Below are 19,058 nucleotides of genomic sequence, written 5' to 3'. Positions count from 1 at the left end.
TCATTTATTTAAGTCCAATAGAATTTCTTTCACCATTTTAAAGTCGTCAAAATCGATTCGGACACCCTTAGTTTCCTGATAGGTTTCATGCCCTTTACCGGCCACCAAGATGATATCATTGGAGTGAGCGAGTTGACAGGCAGTTTTTATAGCCTGTGCCCTGTTTTCTATGGCTAGTATTTTACGAGCGTGTTGTGGTTCTACACCACCTTGCATTTCATCAATAATGGAAGTAGCCGATTCGTTTCGGGGATTGTCTGCGGTAAAGATGACCGTATTGCTCAGTGCTGAAGCGATATGACCCATAACCGGACGCTTTGACCTGTCTCTGTCACCACCACACCCCACGACGGTGATGACATTTTCATTTCCAGTTCTCAATGTATTGATTGTATCAAGTACATTTTTTAGCGCATCCGGTGTATGGGCATAATCAACTATCGCTGTAATTCTTTCTTTTGATATAAAGTATTGAAATCGGCCATCTACGTTGTCTAGTTCGCTGAGCAACCTTAGGGTTTCTATTTTTTCTAATCCTAGTAAATCGGCAGTGGCGTAAATAGCGACTAGGTTATAGGCGTTAAAATTTCCGATTAGCTTGGACCATAATTCTTGGCCGTCTATCTTTAGAAGTTGTCCGTTAAATTGATTCTCCAAGATTTGGGCACGATAGTCTGCATAGGTTTTTAGCGCATAGGTAAATTTTCTGGCTTTGGTATTTTGCAACATGAACAACCCATTCTTATCGTCGATATTGGTAAGGGCAAATGCCTTTTTAGATAGTTGGTCGAACAAGATTTTTTTGGTATCTCGGTATTCGGCAAAGGAGTTGTGATAATCCAGATGGTCATGCGTTAGATTGGTAAAAACAGCACCTTCAAAAACCAGTCCTTCGGTTCTTTTTTGATGAATACCATGCGAACTAACCTCCATAAAACAAAACTCAACGCCCGAATTTACCATGTAACTTAGATGTCTGTTGATGCTAAGGGCATCTGGTGTGGTAAGGCTTGTTGGGTATTCTGTTTCATCGACCATAATTTTAATAGTAGAAAGAAGCCCCACTTTATAACCGGCGTTTTTAAATAATCGATACAAAAGCGTGCATACGGTGGTTTTTCCATTTGTTCCGGTAACACCGATCAGTTTTAGATTTTTAGACGGGGTATCGTAAAAATTGGACGCCATAATGGCCAACGCCTTGTGGGCATTATCTACGGCTATATAAGTTACTCCATTGACCATCGCATCGGGTAGATGCTCGCAAACGATCGCTTTGGCTCCCGAGGAAATGGCTTTGGGTATATACGTATGGCCATCTACTGCAGTACCTTTTATGGCTACAAATACATCATCTAAACCCACTTTTCGCGAATCGAAATAAATGTTATTGATGTGCAGGGATGTCGTTCCGCTTACCGCAGAAAGACCAACACCGTATAATATGTCTTTAAGCACCTTCATTAGAGTTCCAATACTATTTTTTGTACCTTTTTAAGATCCGTACCTTGGGTTATTGATTGTTTTCTAACCTTTCCGTTTCCTCTTGTTTCTACTTCTAACCCCAAATTTTCCAGAATAGCCACCGCATCCATACCACTAAGACCTTCTACATTGGGCACGGTGTTATATTTTTTCTGAGCTTCTGTATAATAGGCTTCGTATGCTTCATTTAAGGCAGTTGTTTCCGGTTGAAGGGAATGTAACTCATCTGTGATAGGGGAGGAGCTGAATATTTTTTGGGCAATAGATTTGAACACCGGTCCAGACACGTCGGCACCGTAATATCCTACGCTTTTATCGGGTTCATGTATGACCACAATACAGGAATATTTCGGGTCATCGACTGGAAAATACCCTGCAAACGAAGAGATGTATTTTAGTTTGTCGGGATCTTTAGAGACATAATCTTTTTGACAGGTGCCGGTTTTTCCTGCCATTGAAAAATTGGGAGAATAAAGACTATGTCCTGTACCGTATTTTTTGTCTACCACATCTTGTAGTAACTTTCTTGCTATCTTGGCGGTTTCCTTAGAGCAGATAGAAGGGTTTATTATTTCTTTATTAAAGCTGTAAATGGTTTTATTCCACTCGCGGACTTCTTTAATGAGTCTGGGCTTTAGCATTTCTCCGTCGTTCGCAATGGCATTGTAGAAGGTTAGAATTTGTAAAGGGGTCATAGAGACCTCATAGCCATGAGACATCCAGGCCAATGAAATACCGGACCATCCTTTGTCGCCGGGATAGCGAATTACCGGTGTACCTTCACCATTAACTGGCAAACCCAACTCTTGGTGTAACCCCATGTTCATAAGGCGTGTTACAAATTTTTCTGGATTTTGTTTGTATCCGTTATGAATCATTTTGGCAAACGCAGTATTGGAAGAAACCTCAAAGGCTTTGGCTGCCGAAATTTTACCATACCCTCCGTGCTTAGCATCGCGCACTGTTCTGTCGAATACCTTCCAACGACCATTTTCGGTATCGAATACGGTACTGGTATCTATAACTTTATCTTCTAAGGCCGCTACTATAGACATTAATTTAAAGGTAGAACCCGGTTCGTGCGATTCGCCAATGGCGTAATTTAAGCGTTCGTAGTACTTGCCTTCTTGGGTGCGCCCTAAATTTGAAATGGCTTTAATCTCTCCGGTTTTGGTTTCCATCACGATAACGCTGCCATGATCTGCCTTGTACTTTTCAAGCTGAAAGAGTAAGGCATGATGTGCTATATCTTGAATATTTATGTCTATGGTAGAAACCACATCATAGCCGTCTTTGGGTTCAATAATATTATCAAAACCAATAGGTTTCCACTGTCCTTTGGCTATTTTTTGTTTTAACCTTTTCCCTTCGGCACCCCTTAAATACTGCCCAAAAGCACCTTCTAACCCAACACGGGTATAGTAACCGTTCTCATCTACGCGCTCGTAGCCCACGCTGCGTTCCGCAATCTTGCCTAGCGGATGTTCGCGCAAGGTACGCTGCTCCACAATAAGACCTCCCTTATAAGGGCCTTTGTTAAATAAGGGCATTTCTTTTACCTGTACATAATCGGCATAATCTATATCGCGTGCAATAAGGGCATACCGGCTTTGATTTGCTTTCGCCTTTCGTAACAATTGCTGGTAGTGTGCAGCGGGTTTTTTAAGTAGTGCAGAAAGTTCCTTAGATAAGTGGGTTACATGCGTTTCAAAATCTTTATCAGAAACTGTTTTGGCATCGAAGCGTATAGTATATTTAGAAACAGATGTAGCAAGCAAACTTCCGTCATCGGAATATAAATTACCGCGATTGGGCGCTATAGTAAACATTTTTTCGGTTCTATCCATAGCCAGCTTTCGATACTTTTCTCCGTCTACCATTTGGATACTCACCAATTTCACCATAATGGTAATAGCCAGGACAAACAGAAATCCTGCTACGACATACATACGCGTTAAGATGTGCTTTTCTTTGTTTGGCATTATTTTGATAGATTAACCCTGATTTTTTTTGGTGGCACTTCTGATGGATAAAGGCCTTCGTGCTGTACGGTTTGTGTTATGGTAGACTCCAGTTTTAAGCGTTGTACATTTGAGCGTACTTCTACAAATTGGCTTCGCAATTCTTTTACTTCGTTATTTAGGGATGCAATGCGATGTACTTTACCATCTGCACTGTGCGAGCTTGCAATCATTACAGTAGCTAAAAAGGAAGCGAAAATGATAAAAAGCCAATTCTTTGGAGCATCGCCACTCACTAAGAATTTTCCCTTTAAAATGTCTAAAAATCCGTTTCTCATTGTTATGTATTATAATCGGTTACTTTATTTATAAGGACAAATTTTAAGAGTCCTCTTTTATTCTTTCTGCAATTCTCAATTTGGCACTGCGTGCCCTATTGTTTAATTTTAGTTCTTCTCTTGTCGGAACTTGCAACCCGTTTACCTTTTTAAAAGGAATATGGCTTTTTCCGTAAAAATCTTTGTCCGGTTCGCCTTCAAACTTACCTGTTGTAATGAAGCGTTTCACTAACCGGTCTTCCAGCGAGTGGTAGCTAATTAGACTTAGTCTGCCGCCTACTTTCACCAAATCGGGCGTCTGCAATAAAAATTCCGATATGGCCGATAGTTCCTGATTCACCTCAATTCTAATAGCCTGATATACTTGCGCCAGTATTTTATGCTCTCGGTGCTTGGGCAAAAAGGGCTTTAGCACTTCTTTTAATTGTTCCGACGTTTTTATGGCTCTTAATTCTCTTGCTGCTAGTATGGCATTTGCAATGGCCTTTGCTTGGCGTAATTCTCCGTACTGAAACAATATTCGGTTAAGGGCTTCGAACGTATAATCGTTTACCACCTCTAGAGCCGAAAGCGTGTCTCGTTGACTCATCCGCATATCCAAATTGGCATCAAAGCGTGTAGAAAATCCACGTGCTGCGTTGTCGAATTGATGGGACGACACTCCAAAATCGGCCAAAACACCATCTACTTGCTGTATGCCATAGAACTTGAGGAACTGGGATATATATCTAAAATTCTCCGTGATCAGCAAAAAGCGTTCATCTGGGATCGTGTTTTTTACAGCCTCTTCATCCTGATCAAAAGCAAACAATTTTCCGGCAGGCCCCAGTCTTTTCAATATTTCTCTTGAATGTCCTCCGCCTCCAAAAGTGACATCCACATAAATGCCGTCTTCCTTTATATGAAGACCATCTACAGCTTCCTGCAATAACACAGGGTTATGATAATTCATCGCCGTCATCCCCCATTACTTCTTCTGCCAAATCGCCAAAATTCTCGGCAGTTTCTTCCAATACTTTTTCATACTTATCTTTATCCCAGATTTCAACAATATTAATGGCCGAACTCAACACTACATCTTTAGAAATGTGGGCTACATCTATCAAGTTTTTCGGAATCAAAAGTCTTCCCGTGCCATCTATCTCTACCACTTTAACTCCGGCAGAAAAACGCCGTATAAAATCGTTGTTCTTCTTTTTAAATCTATTTTTTTTGTTCATCTTCTCCATGAGCAGATTCCATTCGTCCATGGGGTACAACTCTAGACACGGATGAAATACCGATCGTTTAATCACAAAACCTTTGCTTAAAGCGGGCGCCATCTGACTTTTAAGTGCCACAGGAAGCATTACCCGACCCTTACTGTCTGCTTTACAATCGTATGTGCCTATGAAATTGATCACTGGATTGGTTGGCTTTTGTTATTTAAACTCAAATATATAGAATTTATTACCACAAATTACCACAAATTACCACTTTGTTGATAAATTTTATCCTTTTACCTTCTTAAAATGGAGTTCTAAATAGATTCCAATGCTTTAGGTTAGCGGAATTTAATCGGTTTTCAAAAATGGTAACGACAATTTAAAGTTGAGTTTCGCAATAAAATTCGGTTGTACTTGGAAATGTCTATATTTGCCTTTAGAGATAAGTTGTTATGCTGCATGAAAGGAACAATTATTAAAGACGGTAAATATCGATATATAGAGGTGGGCGAGGGTACCCCAATGATTATTTTGCATGGTCTTATGGGTGGCTTAAGTAATTTTGAGGGAGTCTTAGAGCACTTTCCCAAAAAGGGATATCAAGTTTTGGTTCCGGAACTTCCTATTTATGACATGCCTTTGCTAAAAACCAATGTAAAGAGCTTTGCTAAATTTTTGGAACGTTTTATTGCCTATAAAAAGTTAGAAAATGTCATTCTTTTAGGAAATTCTTTAGGGGGGCATATTGGACTTTTGCATACAAAACTATACCCAAAATTGGTTAAAGCCTTGGTAATCACGGGAAGCTCAGGGTTGTATGAGAGCGCCATGGGCGATGGTTATCCCAAGCGTGGGGATTACGAGTTTATAAAGAAAAAGGCAGAGGGCGTATTTTATGATCCTGAGGTTGCCACTAAAGAAATCGTAGACGAAGTATTTGCTACGGTAAACGATAGAATGAAGCTGGTAAAAACCTTGGCTATTGCCAAAAGTGCCATTCGCCATAATATGTCTAAAGATTTGCCCAAGATGCAGACGCCAACCTGTATCATTTGGGGTAAAAATGACTCGGTAACGCCACCCAGTGTGGCCGAAGAATTTTATAAACTTTTACCCGATGCCGACCTGTTTTGGATAAAAAAATGTGGTCATGCACCTATGATGGAACATCCTAAAAAGTTTAATAAGATTTTGGACGCCTGGTTAACGGCGCGCAACCTTTAAAATCCACTTTTAATGAAAATAAAGTCGGCCGACTTTATCATGAGCAACTCCAAAGTGGTACATTGTCCCAATGAGCCATTGCCGGAATATGCGTTTATTGGGCGATCTAATGTGGGCAAATCCTCTTTAATCAATATGCTTACCGATCGTAAGAACTTGGCTAAAACATCGGGAAGACCCGGAAAAACACAACTTATAAACCACTTTAAAATCAATGAAAACTGGTTTTTGGTAGATTTGCCGGGCTATGGCTATGCCAGAGTTTCCAAAAAAAGTAAAAAGACATTTCAAAAATACATTACGGATTATTTTTTAAAACGGGAACAACTTATTTGTGCCTTTGTATTGCTAGACCTAAGACATGAACCCCAAAAAATAGATTTGGAATTTATGGAATGGATGGGGATAAACAGTATCCCTTTTTGCATGGTGTTTACCAAAGCCGACAAATTGAAACCAAAAGCTATAGAAAACCACCTGCGCACGTATATCGAAATTTTGGTATCCGGAATTTGGGAAGAAGCACCTCCTTATTTTGTTACATCTGCGACCCATAGTACCGGCAGGGACGAACTTTTAGAGTATATACAGGGATTAAATGACGGGTTTTTTCAGCAAGCCCAAAAGGCATGATGGCAGCATAGTCTTGTTATTTTAGGATGATACCACCTCGTTTTGCAACAACGCAATTAAAGCTTCGGCATTTTCAAGACCATTGAGCTTTTCTGTGTCTACAAGGATTTCCAAGTCGTTTTGGGTTTCGGCCAAGATGATAGGATACTTAAATTTGGCCGAAAATTTAGAGGCATATTGTGCTAAAAATTCGTCCTTATGTAAAAAAACAAAGGGCAAAGCACTATTTTCCCGAAACTGCCGCCACACTTTATTTTCTGTAAACACCCCAAAGGTGATATCACAAAGGTTGCAGTCATAGGTGTCCGGGCTAAATATTTTGTGGGCACTATCTAAAAGAGCATTTCGCTTGCCCGAATTCGCATTATAAATAAATAGGACTTTTTTTAGTGTGTTTTTCTTCATACCACTGCTAATATATTGCGACCTTATAAAGATACGCAACCTTCAGAATTAAACACCATTATCTTTAGGTTTCCCTTTTTAAAAACTAGTCTGCGCTCATAAAAATGTCTTTGTCGTTTCCGTCGATGGTGTGCTTCATTTTTTGTCCCATTATCGAGTAGGTTCTTTATAAATTCTAATCCACGCTGAACGGTCATGATTGCGTCTTGCCTTTTCTAAAGCTTCTGATCTTATTTTGTAAAGTTCCTTGTAATAGTTCATGTTTTCAGCATTCACAGCAGACAAAACCACACACTATCACGCCTTTAAATCCAACTTTTCTGCAAAATAACTACAGAAATCTTTCATGGTGGCGGTCATTTTTTCATCTTGGGTAGCTTTCATAAAGGTATCTGACAAGGCCAAAAGGGTTTGATGAAAGAAAATCTTCATTTCATCTACCGGCATATCTTTAGTCCATAGATCTATTTTTAAGGATTCCTTGTTCTTGCTATCCCAAACCGATAGCAGCATCGCTTTGGCCTCTTCGTTTACAATGCCTCCATCTTCGGCAGACCATGAAAGTTCTTCCGGGACTCTGTTTTCATCTAAACCAACCGTTAATCGTATTTCTGAAGTATGTAGTGTTGCCATGTTATTTTTTGGGTTTGTAGTTTGCCTTTTCAAAAATTTCAGTGGCCGGTAGCGATAGCATTTGTGTTAGGCTAAGCGTGTTGTTTTGTGCCATAAATGCCCTCACTATTTGCCAACCCATATAGCGGCCTATTCTGCCGGGCGACTCATTATCGAACGCTAATTGAAATTTAGAAAACGGTGCCGGATCTAAAAAGCGGGCACTTAATTTGGTATCTGTGCTGTAAAGCAATTCTCGTTCTACAAAATACCGCCAAATTTGCGCTTCATTGGCTTCTGCCCATCCTAATTGGTCATCGGTATAGCCTATTTTTTGTGCGTCTGTTTTATTGGGTATTAGCAGTTCTTTTAGGTACAACTCTTTTCCGTAATAGATGCAGTTTGCAAGAAACGTACGATCGCTAGGCGGTGGCACTACACTTTTGGCAAACGCCTGAGCTATATCTCCGACCAGGTATTGTCTATCTAAATCGGCACGTATGTATTTGGATAAGCCCGCATAAAATTTGTGATCGGCTCCCAAATAATTATCCAAACCAATAAGCAAAAGAGAATCTGCCCAAATAATTCTGTTTTGATAGTCCACATCGGATATAAGGGTAATTGCCTGCGGCTCTTTAAAGCTTGGGAAATAGTATTTAATGTGCTGAAATAAAGATGCAATTTCCAGTTCTTCTTGCGGCATACGGCTAAATGAGACTTGTACTTCGTCTCGTAGCTCGTGTTGCAAGGTGTCTTGTAGTTTCGCTATCCAAATACTATCTGCAAATTGTTGCGGAAATAGGAAGGGATATTTTTTTTTTAGATTGGGAATATCCTGAGGAATAGCTTGGGCAAATTCTTGGTCGAATCGCGAAATTTTTAGATCGATAGGAATCTTAGCAATGGTATCTTCCGTCCTATCTTTAGGAGCACAACTAAAAAAACACCACAAAATTGGCAAAATGATAAAAAAAGCTTTTCTCATACAAAGTAATGGGGTTAAAATTTTTGTGTTAACCCCTCAGGGATTATTTTTACGTAACAAAGTTAATCCTTTTAAAAGAAAATTACCTTTTCATGCAGACCGAAAAAATTATAGCACACATTGTGAGTTGGTTACAAGACTATGCACATAATGCCAAGGCTAAAGGCTTTGTAATCGGAATTTCTGGGGGCATAGATTCTGCGGTTACGTCTACCCTTTGTGCCAAAACGGGTCTGGATCTTTTATGTCTGGAAATGCCTATTCATCAGGCAATGAATCAGGTAGATCGTGCAGCAAACCATATTCAATGGCTTCAAGAAGTATACCCCAACACCCATAAGCAAGGTGTTAATCTTACCCCTGTTTTTGATAGTTTGGTGGCCCAACTGCCAGAGGTGGCGCATGAGGCAGATCGATTTATGTCCTTAGCAAATACGAGAGCGAGACTGCGAATGACTACCCTTTATTATTTTGCGGCGCTACATGGGTATCTCGTGGCCGGAACAGGTAATAAGGTTGAAGATTTTGGCGTTGGTTTTTATACAAAATATGGCGACGGTGGGGTCGATTTAAGTCCTATTGCCGATCTTTTAAAAACGGAGGTGTACCAACTGGCCAAGGTATTGGGCATTCATCAAGATATTTTAAATGCGCCACCTACAGACGGACTTTGGGGTGATGACAGAACCGATGAAGATCAAATTGGCGCTACCTACCCAGAATTGGAATGGGCAATGGCCATGACGGCATTAGAAAAAAAAGAAACCGATTTTAGTGGAAGGGAAAAAGAGGTCTTTCAAATCTACCAAAGATTCCATAATGCCAATAAACACAAAATGATTCCCATACCTGTTTGTAACATCCCTATGGCCTTAAAATTACCGCTTAACTTAAAATCAGGTACTTAAAACGAATTTGTTTTTAAAAACTTGATTCTGTGTAAAAAATAATTCAGTTTTGTATTGACTAAATACAATTTTAAACTTACATTGCATGTCAGTATTTTTTGGCTAAATACGAGTTTAAAATTACGAAAAACCCTCTAAAATGATCAAAATTTTAATTGCCGACAACCACCCTATTGTTAGAATGGGGGTAAAAAATGTGCTTGATGCGGTTTCCGATTTTCACGTTGTGAGCGATGTTGCTTCTACTTCCGAACTTTTTGCGAAACTCGAAGAAAGCATTCCGGATGTTATAATTCTAGAAATGGATATTCCGGAAATTAATGGAATCGCCGCGTTGCGAAAAATAAAAAAGGAATATCCGGATGTGAAAGTATTGATTTACAGCGGACAATCTGAAGATGTGTATGCACTAAGCACTATTAGAGCCGGTGCTTTTGGGTATCTTTCTAAAGCTGCTGAGGTAGATTACATTATTAGTGCTGTACGTAAGGTAAGTCAGGGAAATATGTTTATCACCAATGAACTGGCCCAGCGTCTTGCTTTTGATGAAGGCACTCAGAAACCTCGAAGGTTTTTCAGAAAACTTTCAACAAGAGAGGTGGAAGTACTTAAATTATTGGCGAGCGGAAAACGAAATAAGGATGTGGCCGACGGTCTTAACCTTAACGAAAAAACAGTGAGCACCTATAAAGCACGCTTAATGCGGAAGTTAAATGTGGATAATTTGGTAGATTTATTACAACAGGCCAAAGCATTGGAATTGTATTAAGCATACGCCATTACAGTATATAAACCCGGTAACCACCGGGTTTTTTAGTTTTACCTAAAAGGAAAGTACCCTTCCCAGTTTGTTATGTAATAGTTCTTTAAGTTTGTTATAATCGTTTACTTCTTCTAAAATTGGAGCGGTATCTGTGCTCTCAGTTACGGATTCTAACAAGTTGGCAATCAATTTCTTAATTAAAAAGCACCTTAAAGTCATTATGGTTTCACTTACCAATTGCAGAATGCCTTGGCTTTTTTCTTTCGGATAAATATCTTTACGTGTCCATTGATGCAGTTGGTATTTTTCTTCCTCCATTAAGATGGACGAAACAATACTGCCGGTTTCGGAATCTAGTACTGACATAAATTGTGAGACTTCAAAATCATCCCCTTGAGTAAGGACTTCTATAAGTTTAAAGTAGATATCTCTGAACTGCGCATTAGTAAATTCAATTTCATCTTCTTGCAAGTTCAGGTATATTTTTTCATACACTTTTTGCGGTACTACTTCCTTTTCTTGCACTAAGTTCCCTTCTTGATTTTCTTTGAGCACCACATCTTCAAAATTCTCCGTAACATGACCGTATAACAATAGGATTTCAATGATTTTTCGTTCTAGAACATACTGTACATCTACCTGCTCTACTTCAGGTTCATTTCGCACCACTTCAAAGTTTTTCTGCTCTTGCCGTACCTTTTGCGAAGCTTCACGCACTTCTTGTTTCCCTATTTGCGCTAATGTGCTAAAGAGTACAGCCTCAGAAATATTCATGATCTGAGCGCACTCTTGTATGTAGATCTCTTTTTTAATCCGATCCGGAATTTTAGAAATGCTGTGTACAATGTCGCGCACCGTTTCGGCTCTTTTTATGGGGTCGTTGGCTGCTTCGGTAACTAATAAAGAAGCCTTGAATTGTATAAAATCTTTTGCATTTTCTTGAAGATAAAGAAGTACATCTTCAACATCGTTGTTTTTTGCAAAGCTATCGGGATCTTCATTTTCGGGAAAGGTACAGACTTTTACATTCATTCCTTGTTCCAAAATTAAATCGATACCCCGTAGCGACGCACGTAAACCGGCGGCATCGCCATCGAACAAAACGGTGATGTTTTTGGTTAATCGGTTAATTAACCGAATCTGATCCGGTGTTAAGGCCGTACCACTAGAGGCTACTACATTCTGAATTCCTCTTTGATGAAACTGAATAACATCGGTATAGCCTTCTACCAAATAACAATTATCTTCTTTGGCAATGGCTTGCTTTGCATGAAAAATACCATAAAGCACCTTACTTTTATGATAAATATCGCTTTCAGGAGAATTTAGGTATTTGGCTGCTTTTTTGTCATTTACCAAAATACGTCCGCCAAAACCCAATACACGCCCACTCATAGAATGAATAGGGAACATGACGCGCCCTTTAAACCGATCGAATTTTTTAGTAGTGGCCGTATCGGAGGTGTCTTCCTTGACGATGGTAAGTCCCGTTTTTTCTAAATAATGTAACTGATAGCCTTTAGAAAGGGCTACATTGGTAAAAGCATCCCATTGATCCAGATTATAACCAAGACCAAACTTCTTTATGGTTTCATCGGTAAACCCACGTTCTTTAAAATAACTGAGCCCTATGGCCTTACCTAATTCGTGCTCCCATAATGTTTCTTCATAATACTTTTGCGCAAATTCGGACACGAGGTACATGCTTTCCCGTTCATTAGCCTCCTCCTTTTGTTCACTACTTTGTTCGGTCTCTTCTACCTCAATATTATATTTTTTTGCCAGGTATTTTATAGCTTCCGGATACGTAAAATGTTCGTGCTCCATTAAAAAAGCCACCACATTGCCGCCTTTGCCGCTACTAAAATCTTTCCATATTTGCTTTACGGGCGATACCATAAAACTTGGCGAACGTTCGTCGGTAAACGGGCTTAATCCCTTAAAGTTAGATCCAGATTTTTTTAATTGTACAAAATCGCCAATAACCTCCTCTAGGCGGGCGGTTTCATATACTTGATCTATGGTGAGTTTTGAAATCAATTTGCACGATGTATTGCAGTGAAAAAATAATTCGTAAATATACCAAAATTATATCCGAAAGCTTCCTAATCTTGCAGGCGGTAAAAATAAGATTGTTTATTTTTAAGCCTTTAAACGTGAACGCATAGCATGATTTTATTTTTTGGTACCAGACAGGGGCCGAGGGAACATATAGTGCTAAAAAATGTAAAATGCCCTTATTGTGCTCAAAAGGGTACCCTAACTTTGTTTAAAATTTCTAACTATGTGCACCTTTTCTGGATCAGAATATTTAAAATTAACACACAGCTATTTGCCGAATGTTCGCATTGCAAACGATATTATGATGCCACTGAATTTACCGATGAGATAAAAGAAGCATCTAAGAGATGGACTGATTAAACGGCCTATACAATCGGTTTCACTACCTCTAAAGGTTAAATTAATGTTTCGCGGACTAGTTTAAAGGGAATTTTCATTTTGCATTCGGGATGATGTTGCGGCTTTAAAATCTGAATAACCAAAGCTTACAAATCAAAACGCAACCCCAAAGATATAGTACGTTGTTCTACAAGCGCATTTCTAAAAATGGGATTTAAATCGTACTTTAGGTAAAGCAGTACGTTCTCTATACCGGCATAGGCACTTAGGCCATATATAAAATTACTTGTCTGTAACCCTCCGTTAAATTTTTCCTTAACCCGTTCGCCATCTCTGTTAAATTTTAGTTTTTGACGTGTTCCTAGGTTAACCCCACCATAAGCCCCTAAGCCTATACGAAACTGATTATCTAGAGAATAGCGCATGCTTTTTTCGGTAGTTCGTAATTTTGAGGGACCAAATTCAAAATGCACCGGAAATACCAAATTGTCCATTCGGAGTTTCGATTTTCTTAAATCGAACTCAAATTCCTGTAATTCCGTCTGTCCGTTGTTGTTCACAAAAAACTGATTTTCCTTGGGCTTTAAACCGTTGAATTGGAAAGAGAATCCGTAATTAATACGCATAAAATTGGTGTTTTGAAATACCCTTGTGCGCCACGCCCAGCCCATTTCAAAAAAACGGCTTCCTCCAATTTTATATGGCGAGTCTTCTAAAGACTGCCCATCTATTAGAGCATTGTTTAGCCCAAATGCCAAAACAAAATCGGAATAGGTGCGCCTATCGTATTTTACGGCTTTCTTTTTTACATCAAAAAAGAACTCTTCCAAAGGTTCCCCATTAACATCAATGCGCAATCCTATACCTTTTATCGCTGTAGTGTCAAGATTCCGAAGCAGTAATTCCTTCCCCTCATTTCGTTGAAGAAGTTCAATTCTATTGGTTATAATCGCGGTCCTGTTATCAATGTTTAAGGCTCTTTTTTTTGCAGCCGCTTCTTTTAAAGCAATGGCTTCTTCAGTGCTTATTTCTTTGTTTTCCAAGCGCTTGTTGATGTCCGCTACCTCCTTTTTTAGTGCCTCACGTTCTTGTGTCGCTATAGGCTCTTTTTGCGCTTCTAGAAGTTCAATTTTTTTGTGATACGGTTCTTGGCCTACGACGTTTTCCATAATGAATGACATGATTAGTGTCAAAAAATAAAGTACAATTATTCTCATGATGATTTGATTTTAATTTTGATTGATGAATAAACTCCGTCTTACCCCATTAAAATGCTATGGAGAAATTTGAAAGTAATTAAGGTGTCGCGATTATTTATTTCGGTCTGCTACTGCAGTTCGTACTTTTAAAAAGCCATTTTTCAAGGTTTCAAACAGGTGATCTCGGAAAGACTGCTCTAACTCATCTTCCACATCTATGAGTAGTGCAGTAGCATCTACCGAATTACTTTCTTTCATGTATTTCTCTACTAGAATTTCCTGTTGCGCTTTTCGCAGCATAGCATCTATGTCACTTTCAGTAACCGTATAATTTTCTTGTTGCATTTCGTCAACCTCCGCTACCACGGCAGCAATTTTTGCTTCTACGACTTCTTCGGAAGTCTTCCATAATACATTTTTTAAGTATTGCTTACTCGAATCTAGTATGGCAATTTGCTGTATTTTCTCATTATTCAGAATCTTTGTACGATATTCATTTGAGGAATCTTTTAGTTCTGTGGGCTCCTTTTTCGTAGTGGTCATGACCTCATTTTTTATAGGCTCTCTCTTAATATCTGGAGTTAGTTGTACTTCCTTTATCGTTTTGTCTGTATCAACAACCGTATTTTTTATTCCTCCAATGTCGTTAGCATCAGCTAAAAATATCCAATTAAGGACAATTAAGCCCGCAACGCTTGCCGCTACACCATACCAAAGGAAGTTGTTCCGATGCCTTTTGGCGCGTGTGGACAATTGAGATGAGATGTGCTCCCAAGCCCGGGCAGATGGTTGTATTTCTCGCTTGTCTAATTTATCCTTTATATGTTCTTCAAATTTAAGGGGTGCCATAATCTAGGGTGTTTTGTTCTTTTAATTTTTCTTGCAACATTTTCCGCGCTTTGAATAATTGAGATTTCGAAGTGCTTTCGGATATTTGGAGCATTTTGGAGATTTCTTTATGCGAAAAACCCTCTACAGCATATAAAATAAATACCATTTTATATCCTTCAGGCAGATTATCAATCAACAATTGTATATACTCCACATCCATTTCAGAAGGAACTGCCAAAGTTGCCCCCGCATGATTTTCATAAAGATCATTATCAAAAACAACAAACTGCTTCTTTCTAAGAAATGTAATGGACTCCCGTACCATTATTTTACGAATCCAACCTTCAAAACTTCCTTCATTTTTAAATGAATTTAAGTGAGTAAATACCTTTATGAAACCAGAAATCATTACATCTTCTGCAAAATGAATATCTTTTATATATTGCCGACAAACACTTAACATCTTGGCGGCATATTTATCGTAAATCCATCGTTGTGCCTCCGGGTTAGCGTCTGCAGCCTTTTTAATAAGTAACTTCTCGTTGGTATAAAATGAAATGATTTTCAATTGGTTTTGTATTTCCTTCTATTAAGGTAGACGCAGAAAGTTGTAAATACGTTGCCTGAAGCACTTAAAATAATAAAAAAAGTGTAAAAATTTAATTTAGAGTAATTTGTAATTTACTTCTTTCTACCCACCACATAGTTTACCATAAGCTCCAAGGCACTTTTATAGGGTGAATCGGGATAAGTGTTCAAAAGGCTTAAGGCTTCTTCCTGATAGGCGATCATTTTATTGTGGGCATAATGTAGTCCGCCATTTTCTTTCACAAAATGAATTACCTCTTTTACTCTTTTTTTGTCCTTGTTATGATTTTTGATGGAATTGATAAGCCATCGACGGTCTTCTTTACTGCTTTTATTGAGCACATGAATAAAAGGTAAGGTCATTTTTTGCTCTTTAATATCGATGCCGGTGGGTTTTCCTATTTGGGCGTCGCCATAATCAAATAAATCATCCTTAATTTGAAATGCCATACCAATGAGTTCGCCAAATTTCCGGAATGTTTCTACATCCTCCGATTCGGGACGCACCGAACAAGCTCCTAAACTACAGCAGGCCGCAATGAGAGTTGCTGTTTTTTGTCGTATTATTTCGTAGTATACCTCCTCCGTAATATCTAAAAGTCTGGCTTTTTCAATTTGTAGCAGTTCGCCTTCGCTCATTTCCCGTACGGCAACCGATATAATTCTGAGCAGGTCAAAATCGCCATGGTCAATAGATAGTAGCAATCCTTTAGACAACAAATAATCGCCTACTAAAACGGCAATTTTATTTTTCCAAAGCGCATTTACCGAAAAAAAACCACGTCGTTTATAGCTTTCGTCTACCACATCATCGTGTACTAAAGTAGCTGTATGTATAAGCTCTATCACCGAGGCTCCGCGATATGTTCGCTCGTTAACCTCTCCATTATTCAATAATTTTGCGGTTAAGAAAACAAACATGGGGCGCATTTGTTTGCCTTTTCTATTTACAATGTAGTATGTAATGCGGTTAAGTAGCGCCACTTTTGATTGCATGGATTTATGGAATTTTTTTTCAAAAAATTCCATTTCCATGAGGATTGGCTCTTTTATCTGGGATACGATTTTCACAAATGGATACCCATTAAAGGGCTCTTTTACGTTTGGCTTTGTAAAAATAATTAAAATATTGGGGAAAAAGGGTTAAAATCGTTGATGGTAGGTACTTGTCTGTTATTGGTACGGCTTTGACCTATTACGATTTGTTGGCCAACTGTCCGCAGGCCGCATCAATATCCTTGCCTCGCGATCGGCGTACAGTTACCGGTATGCCAAAACGTTCTAAAGTATTTACATATAAAGCTATTGCTATTTGCGAAGCTTGTTGAAATTCGCCATCATCAATGGGGTTGTATTCTATCAGGTTTACTTTGGAAGGTGCAAATTTGCAGAACTGCACCAAGGCATCTACATCTTTTTGTGTGTCGTTTATGCCTTCCCATACCACATATTCGTAGGTAATTCGGCTTTTGGTCTTGGCGTACCAATAGACTAAGGACTCGCGTAAATCTGCTAAGGAAAAAGTAGCATTAAAAGGCATTATTGAAGTACGAATTTCATCTATGGCAGAATGTAGTGAAACCGCAAGCTTAAACTTTACCCCATCATCTGCCATTTTTCGGATCATTTTGGGCACGCCTGAGGTAGAAAGGGTGATGCGTTTTGGAGACATACCCAAACCTTCGGCGGAAGTGATTTTTTCTATGGCTTTCAGTACATTATTATAATTCATCAAAGGTTCTCCCATGCCCATGAAAACAATATTGCTCAATGGTCTGTCAAAATAAAGTCGACTCTCATTATCGATGGCCACCACCTGATCGTATATTTCATCCGGATTAAGATTGCGCATCCGTTTTAATCTTGCCGTTGCACAAAACAGACAGTCTAGGCTACAACCTACTTGACTGGATACACAGGCAGTAGTTCTAGTCTTAGTAGGTATAAGGACTGACTCTACTACCAAGTTGTCGTGGAGGCGCACTGCATTTTTGATGGTGCCATCCGCGCTCCGCTGCATTACATCTACTTTAATATGGTTAATAACGAAATGGTCTTCTAACAATTGTCTGGTTGCCTTGGATAGGTTCGTCATTGCTTCGAAGGAATGGCAGCCTTTTCGCCATATCCACTCATAGACCTGATTGCCCCTAAAGGATTCATCGCCATTGGTTACAAAAAATTCTCGTAACTGGTCTTTGGTAAGTGCCCGAATGTCTTTTTTTTGTATCACAAGTAGCCGTTACTAAAAAAATCCCGCTTTTCACAAGACGGATGTAGCGGGATTTTTGTTCGTTTTTATTTTGTCCCGAATGTTTGCGGGGACCTAATCATTATTGTAAAATGAGCATGGCATCACCATAAGAATAAAATTTGTATCCCTCTAAAATGGCCTCTTTATACGCCTTTTTCATTAAGTCGTGCCCCATAAAAGCAGAGACCATCATTAATAAAGTAGACTTGGGTAAATGAAAGTTGGTTACCATACAGTTGGCAATACTAAAATCGTGCGGCGGAAAAACGAACTTGTTCGTCCAACCTTCAAAGGTGTTTAGTGTGTGTTGCGAAGACACTGCACTTTCTAAAGCGCGCATGGCGGTAGTACCTACAGCACAAACTCTTTTCTTTTTTATTTTGGCATTGTTCACAATCTCAGTGGCTTTTTCATCGATAATCAACTCTTCACTATCCATTTTATGTTTAGATAGATCTTCTACTTCAACGGGGCTAAAAGTACCCAGACCTACGTGTAAGGTCACCTCAGCAAAATCTACCCCTTTAATTTCCATTCGCTTTAAAAGGTGTTTAGAAAAATGCAATCCGGCAGTTGGTGCTGCAACGGCTCCTTCGTGTTTTGCATAAATGGTTTGGTACCGATCTTCATCTTCGGGTTCTACGCTACGACTTATATATTTGGGTAATGGGGTTTCACCTAATGACCGTAATTTTCTTCTAAAATCAGAATACGAGCCGTCATAAAGAAAACGCAATGTTCTTCCTCTAGAGGTGGTGTTATCAATTACTTCTGCCACCAGATCGTCATCATCACCAAAATAAAGCTTGTTGCCTATTCTTATTTTTCGAGCGGGATCTACTAATACATCCCAAAGGCGTTGTTCTTCATTAAGTTCGCGCAACAGAAACACTTCAATTCTGGCTCCTGTTTTTTCTTTATTTCCATAAAGTCGCGCAGGAAATACTTTGGTATTGTTTATAACCATAACATCGCCTTCATCAAAATAATCGATAAGGTCTTTGAACATTTTGTGTTCAATTTTACCTGTTTTTTTATGAATTACCATAAGTCTCGATTCATCTCTATTTTCGGCGGGATATTCGGCTAAGAGTTCTTTAGGTAGCTCAAAATGAAAGTGCGATAATTTCATAGATATTGTTCGTTTATTTTTATAAGGATTCTTACTAAAGGCACTTGAGTAACCGTGCTGTAACAGATCATAGTGCGGCAATGAAATAGGCTTATTTAAGCGGCTGCAAATATACGACCGATGGATAGGGGA

General features: G+C 39.0%; 20 protein-coding genes. 5 read left to right on the top strand and 15 right to left on the bottom strand.

What is annotated here, in order from left to right; genetic code table 11:
* From U1E44_RS11700 to mraZ, 5 genes are read right to left on the bottom strand one after another with little or no spacing between them, the layout of a single operon-like run.
* The gene (locus tag U1E44_RS11700; RefSeq protein WP_322931277.1) at nucleotides 1-1,464 is read right to left on the bottom strand and encodes a UDP-N-acetylmuramoyl-L-alanyl-D-glutamate--2,6-diaminopimelate ligase; all 1,464 of its coding nucleotides are present in this window, start codon (nucleotides 1,462-1,464) and stop codon (nucleotides 1-3) included.
* Entirely contained in the window at nucleotides 1,464-3,467 is a 2,004-nt protein-coding gene (locus U1E44_RS11695) for a penicillin-binding protein (protein WP_322931276.1), read from the bottom strand. The genes U1E44_RS11700 and U1E44_RS11695 overlap by 1 nt, the downstream gene beginning before the upstream one ends.
* Nucleotides 3,467-3,784, bottom strand: a complete 318-nt coding sequence (locus U1E44_RS11690) for an FtsL-like putative cell division protein (protein ID WP_322931275.1) — start codon at nucleotides 3,782-3,784, stop codon at nucleotides 3,467-3,469. Before U1E44_RS11690 ends, U1E44_RS11695 begins: the two co-directional genes overlap by 1 nt.
* 43 nt (nucleotides 3,785-3,827) lie before the next feature.
* A complete protein-coding gene (gene rsmH, locus U1E44_RS11685; RefSeq protein WP_322931274.1) occupies nucleotides 3,828-4,736 on the bottom strand; it encodes a 16S rRNA (cytosine(1402)-N(4))-methyltransferase RsmH in 909 nt (302 codons plus the stop codon).
* A complete protein-coding gene (mraZ, locus tag U1E44_RS11680; RefSeq protein WP_322931273.1) occupies nucleotides 4,723-5,187 on the bottom strand; it encodes a division/cell wall cluster transcriptional repressor MraZ in 465 nt (154 codons plus the stop codon). Before mraZ ends, rsmH begins: the two co-directional genes overlap by 14 nt.
* A 261-nt stretch (nucleotides 5,188-5,448) precedes the next feature.
* On the opposite strand from mraZ, the gene U1E44_RS11675 reads away from it, so the two are divergent.
* Together U1E44_RS11675 and yihA are read left to right on the top strand one after the other, a co-directional pair.
* Nucleotides 5,449-6,213, top strand: a complete 765-nt coding sequence (locus U1E44_RS11675; protein ID WP_322931272.1) for an alpha/beta fold hydrolase — start codon at nucleotides 5,449-5,451, stop codon at nucleotides 6,211-6,213.
* A 12-nt stretch (nucleotides 6,214-6,225) separates the two neighbouring features.
* Nucleotides 6,226-6,846, top strand: a complete 621-nt coding sequence (gene yihA, locus U1E44_RS11670; RefSeq protein ID WP_322931271.1) for a ribosome biogenesis GTP-binding protein YihA/YsxC — start codon at nucleotides 6,226-6,228, stop codon at nucleotides 6,844-6,846.
* A 21-nt stretch (nucleotides 6,847-6,867) separates the two neighbouring features.
* Here yihA and U1E44_RS11665 read toward each other — a convergent pair whose 3' ends face one another.
* From U1E44_RS11665 to gldB, 3 genes are all read right to left on the bottom strand, one after another.
* On the bottom strand, nucleotides 6,868-7,251 hold the full coding sequence (locus U1E44_RS11665) for a hypothetical protein (protein ID WP_322931270.1): 384 nt from the start codon (nucleotides 7,249-7,251) through the stop codon (nucleotides 6,868-6,870).
* Nucleotides 7,252-7,548: 297 nt separating this feature from the next.
* Nucleotides 7,549-7,884 carry a gliding motility protein GldC gene (gldC, locus tag U1E44_RS11660; protein ID WP_322931269.1) on the bottom strand — a complete coding sequence of 112 codons (336 nt, stop codon included), beginning with the start codon at nucleotides 7,882-7,884 and terminating at the stop codon, nucleotides 7,549-7,551.
* 1 nt (nucleotide 7,885) lies between these two features.
* Nucleotides 7,886-8,851, bottom strand: a complete 966-nt coding sequence (gene gldB, locus U1E44_RS11655; RefSeq protein WP_322931268.1) for a gliding motility lipoprotein GldB — start codon at nucleotides 8,849-8,851, stop codon at nucleotides 7,886-7,888.
* Nucleotides 8,852-8,943: 92 nt separating this feature from the next.
* Between gldB and nadE the strand changes: the two genes are divergently transcribed.
* Nucleotides 8,944-9,759, top strand: a complete 816-nt coding sequence (gene nadE, locus U1E44_RS11650) for an NAD(+) synthase (RefSeq protein ID WP_322931267.1) — start codon at nucleotides 8,944-8,946, stop codon at nucleotides 9,757-9,759.
* A 139-nt stretch (nucleotides 9,760-9,898) separates the two neighbouring features.
* Complete coding sequence (locus tag U1E44_RS11645; protein WP_322931266.1) at nucleotides 9,899-10,528, top strand: response regulator transcription factor; 630 nt, start codon at nucleotides 9,899-9,901, stop codon at nucleotides 10,526-10,528.
* Between the two features lie 54 nt (nucleotides 10,529-10,582).
* Here U1E44_RS11645 and dnaG read toward each other — a convergent pair whose 3' ends face one another.
* Entirely contained in the window at nucleotides 10,583-12,562 is a 1,980-nt protein-coding gene (gene dnaG / locus U1E44_RS11640) for a DNA primase (RefSeq protein WP_322931265.1), read from the bottom strand.
* A 129-nt stretch (nucleotides 12,563-12,691) separates the two neighbouring features.
* On the opposite strand from dnaG, the gene U1E44_RS16790 reads away from it, so the two are divergent.
* Nucleotides 12,692-12,943 carry a zinc-ribbon domain-containing protein gene (locus U1E44_RS16790; protein WP_323673887.1) on the top strand — a complete coding sequence of 84 codons (252 nt, stop codon included), beginning with the start codon at nucleotides 12,692-12,694 and terminating at the stop codon, nucleotides 12,941-12,943.
* 125 nt (nucleotides 12,944-13,068) lie between these two features.
* On the opposite strand, the gene U1E44_RS11635 is transcribed toward U1E44_RS16790, so the two are convergent.
* The 6 genes from U1E44_RS11635 to queA all read right to left on the bottom strand — a co-directional run bounded on the left by U1E44_RS11635 (nucleotide 13,069) and on the right by queA (nucleotide 18,926).
* On the bottom strand, nucleotides 13,069-14,139 hold the full coding sequence (locus U1E44_RS11635) for a porin family protein (protein WP_322931264.1): 1,071 nt from the start codon (nucleotides 14,137-14,139) through the stop codon (nucleotides 13,069-13,071).
* Nucleotides 14,140-14,232: 93 nt separating this feature from the next.
* Nucleotides 14,233-14,970, bottom strand: a complete 738-nt coding sequence (locus tag U1E44_RS11630) for a hypothetical protein (RefSeq protein ID WP_322931263.1) — start codon at nucleotides 14,968-14,970, stop codon at nucleotides 14,233-14,235.
* Entirely contained in the window at nucleotides 14,957-15,520 is a 564-nt protein-coding gene (locus U1E44_RS11625; protein WP_322931262.1) for an RNA polymerase sigma factor, read from the bottom strand. The genes U1E44_RS11630 and U1E44_RS11625 overlap by 14 nt, the downstream gene beginning before the upstream one ends.
* A gap of 113 nt (nucleotides 15,521-15,633) precedes the next feature.
* A complete protein-coding gene (locus tag U1E44_RS11620; protein WP_323673886.1) occupies nucleotides 15,634-16,611 on the bottom strand; it encodes a polyprenyl synthetase family protein in 978 nt (325 codons plus the stop codon).
* Between the two features lie 124 nt (nucleotides 16,612-16,735).
* Nucleotides 16,736-17,773 (bottom strand): dual-specificity RNA methyltransferase RlmN, encoded by a 1,038-nt coding sequence (rlmN, locus tag U1E44_RS11615; RefSeq protein ID WP_322931260.1) that lies wholly within the window; start codon nucleotides 17,771-17,773, stop codon nucleotides 16,736-16,738.
* Between the two features lie 100 nt (nucleotides 17,774-17,873).
* Nucleotides 17,874-18,926 (bottom strand): tRNA preQ1(34) S-adenosylmethionine ribosyltransferase-isomerase QueA, encoded by a 1,053-nt coding sequence (queA, locus tag U1E44_RS11610; RefSeq protein WP_322931259.1) that lies wholly within the window; start codon nucleotides 18,924-18,926, stop codon nucleotides 17,874-17,876.
* Nucleotides 18,927-19,058 lie beyond the last annotated feature (132 nt).

The sequence above is a fragment of the Aurantibrevibacter litoralis genome (assembly GCF_034651555.1).
Taxonomy (GTDB): Bacteria; Bacteroidota; Bacteroidia; order Flavobacteriales; family Flavobacteriaceae; genus Aurantibrevibacter; species Aurantibrevibacter litoralis.
This window is presented reverse-complemented; position numbering and strand designations above follow the sequence as displayed.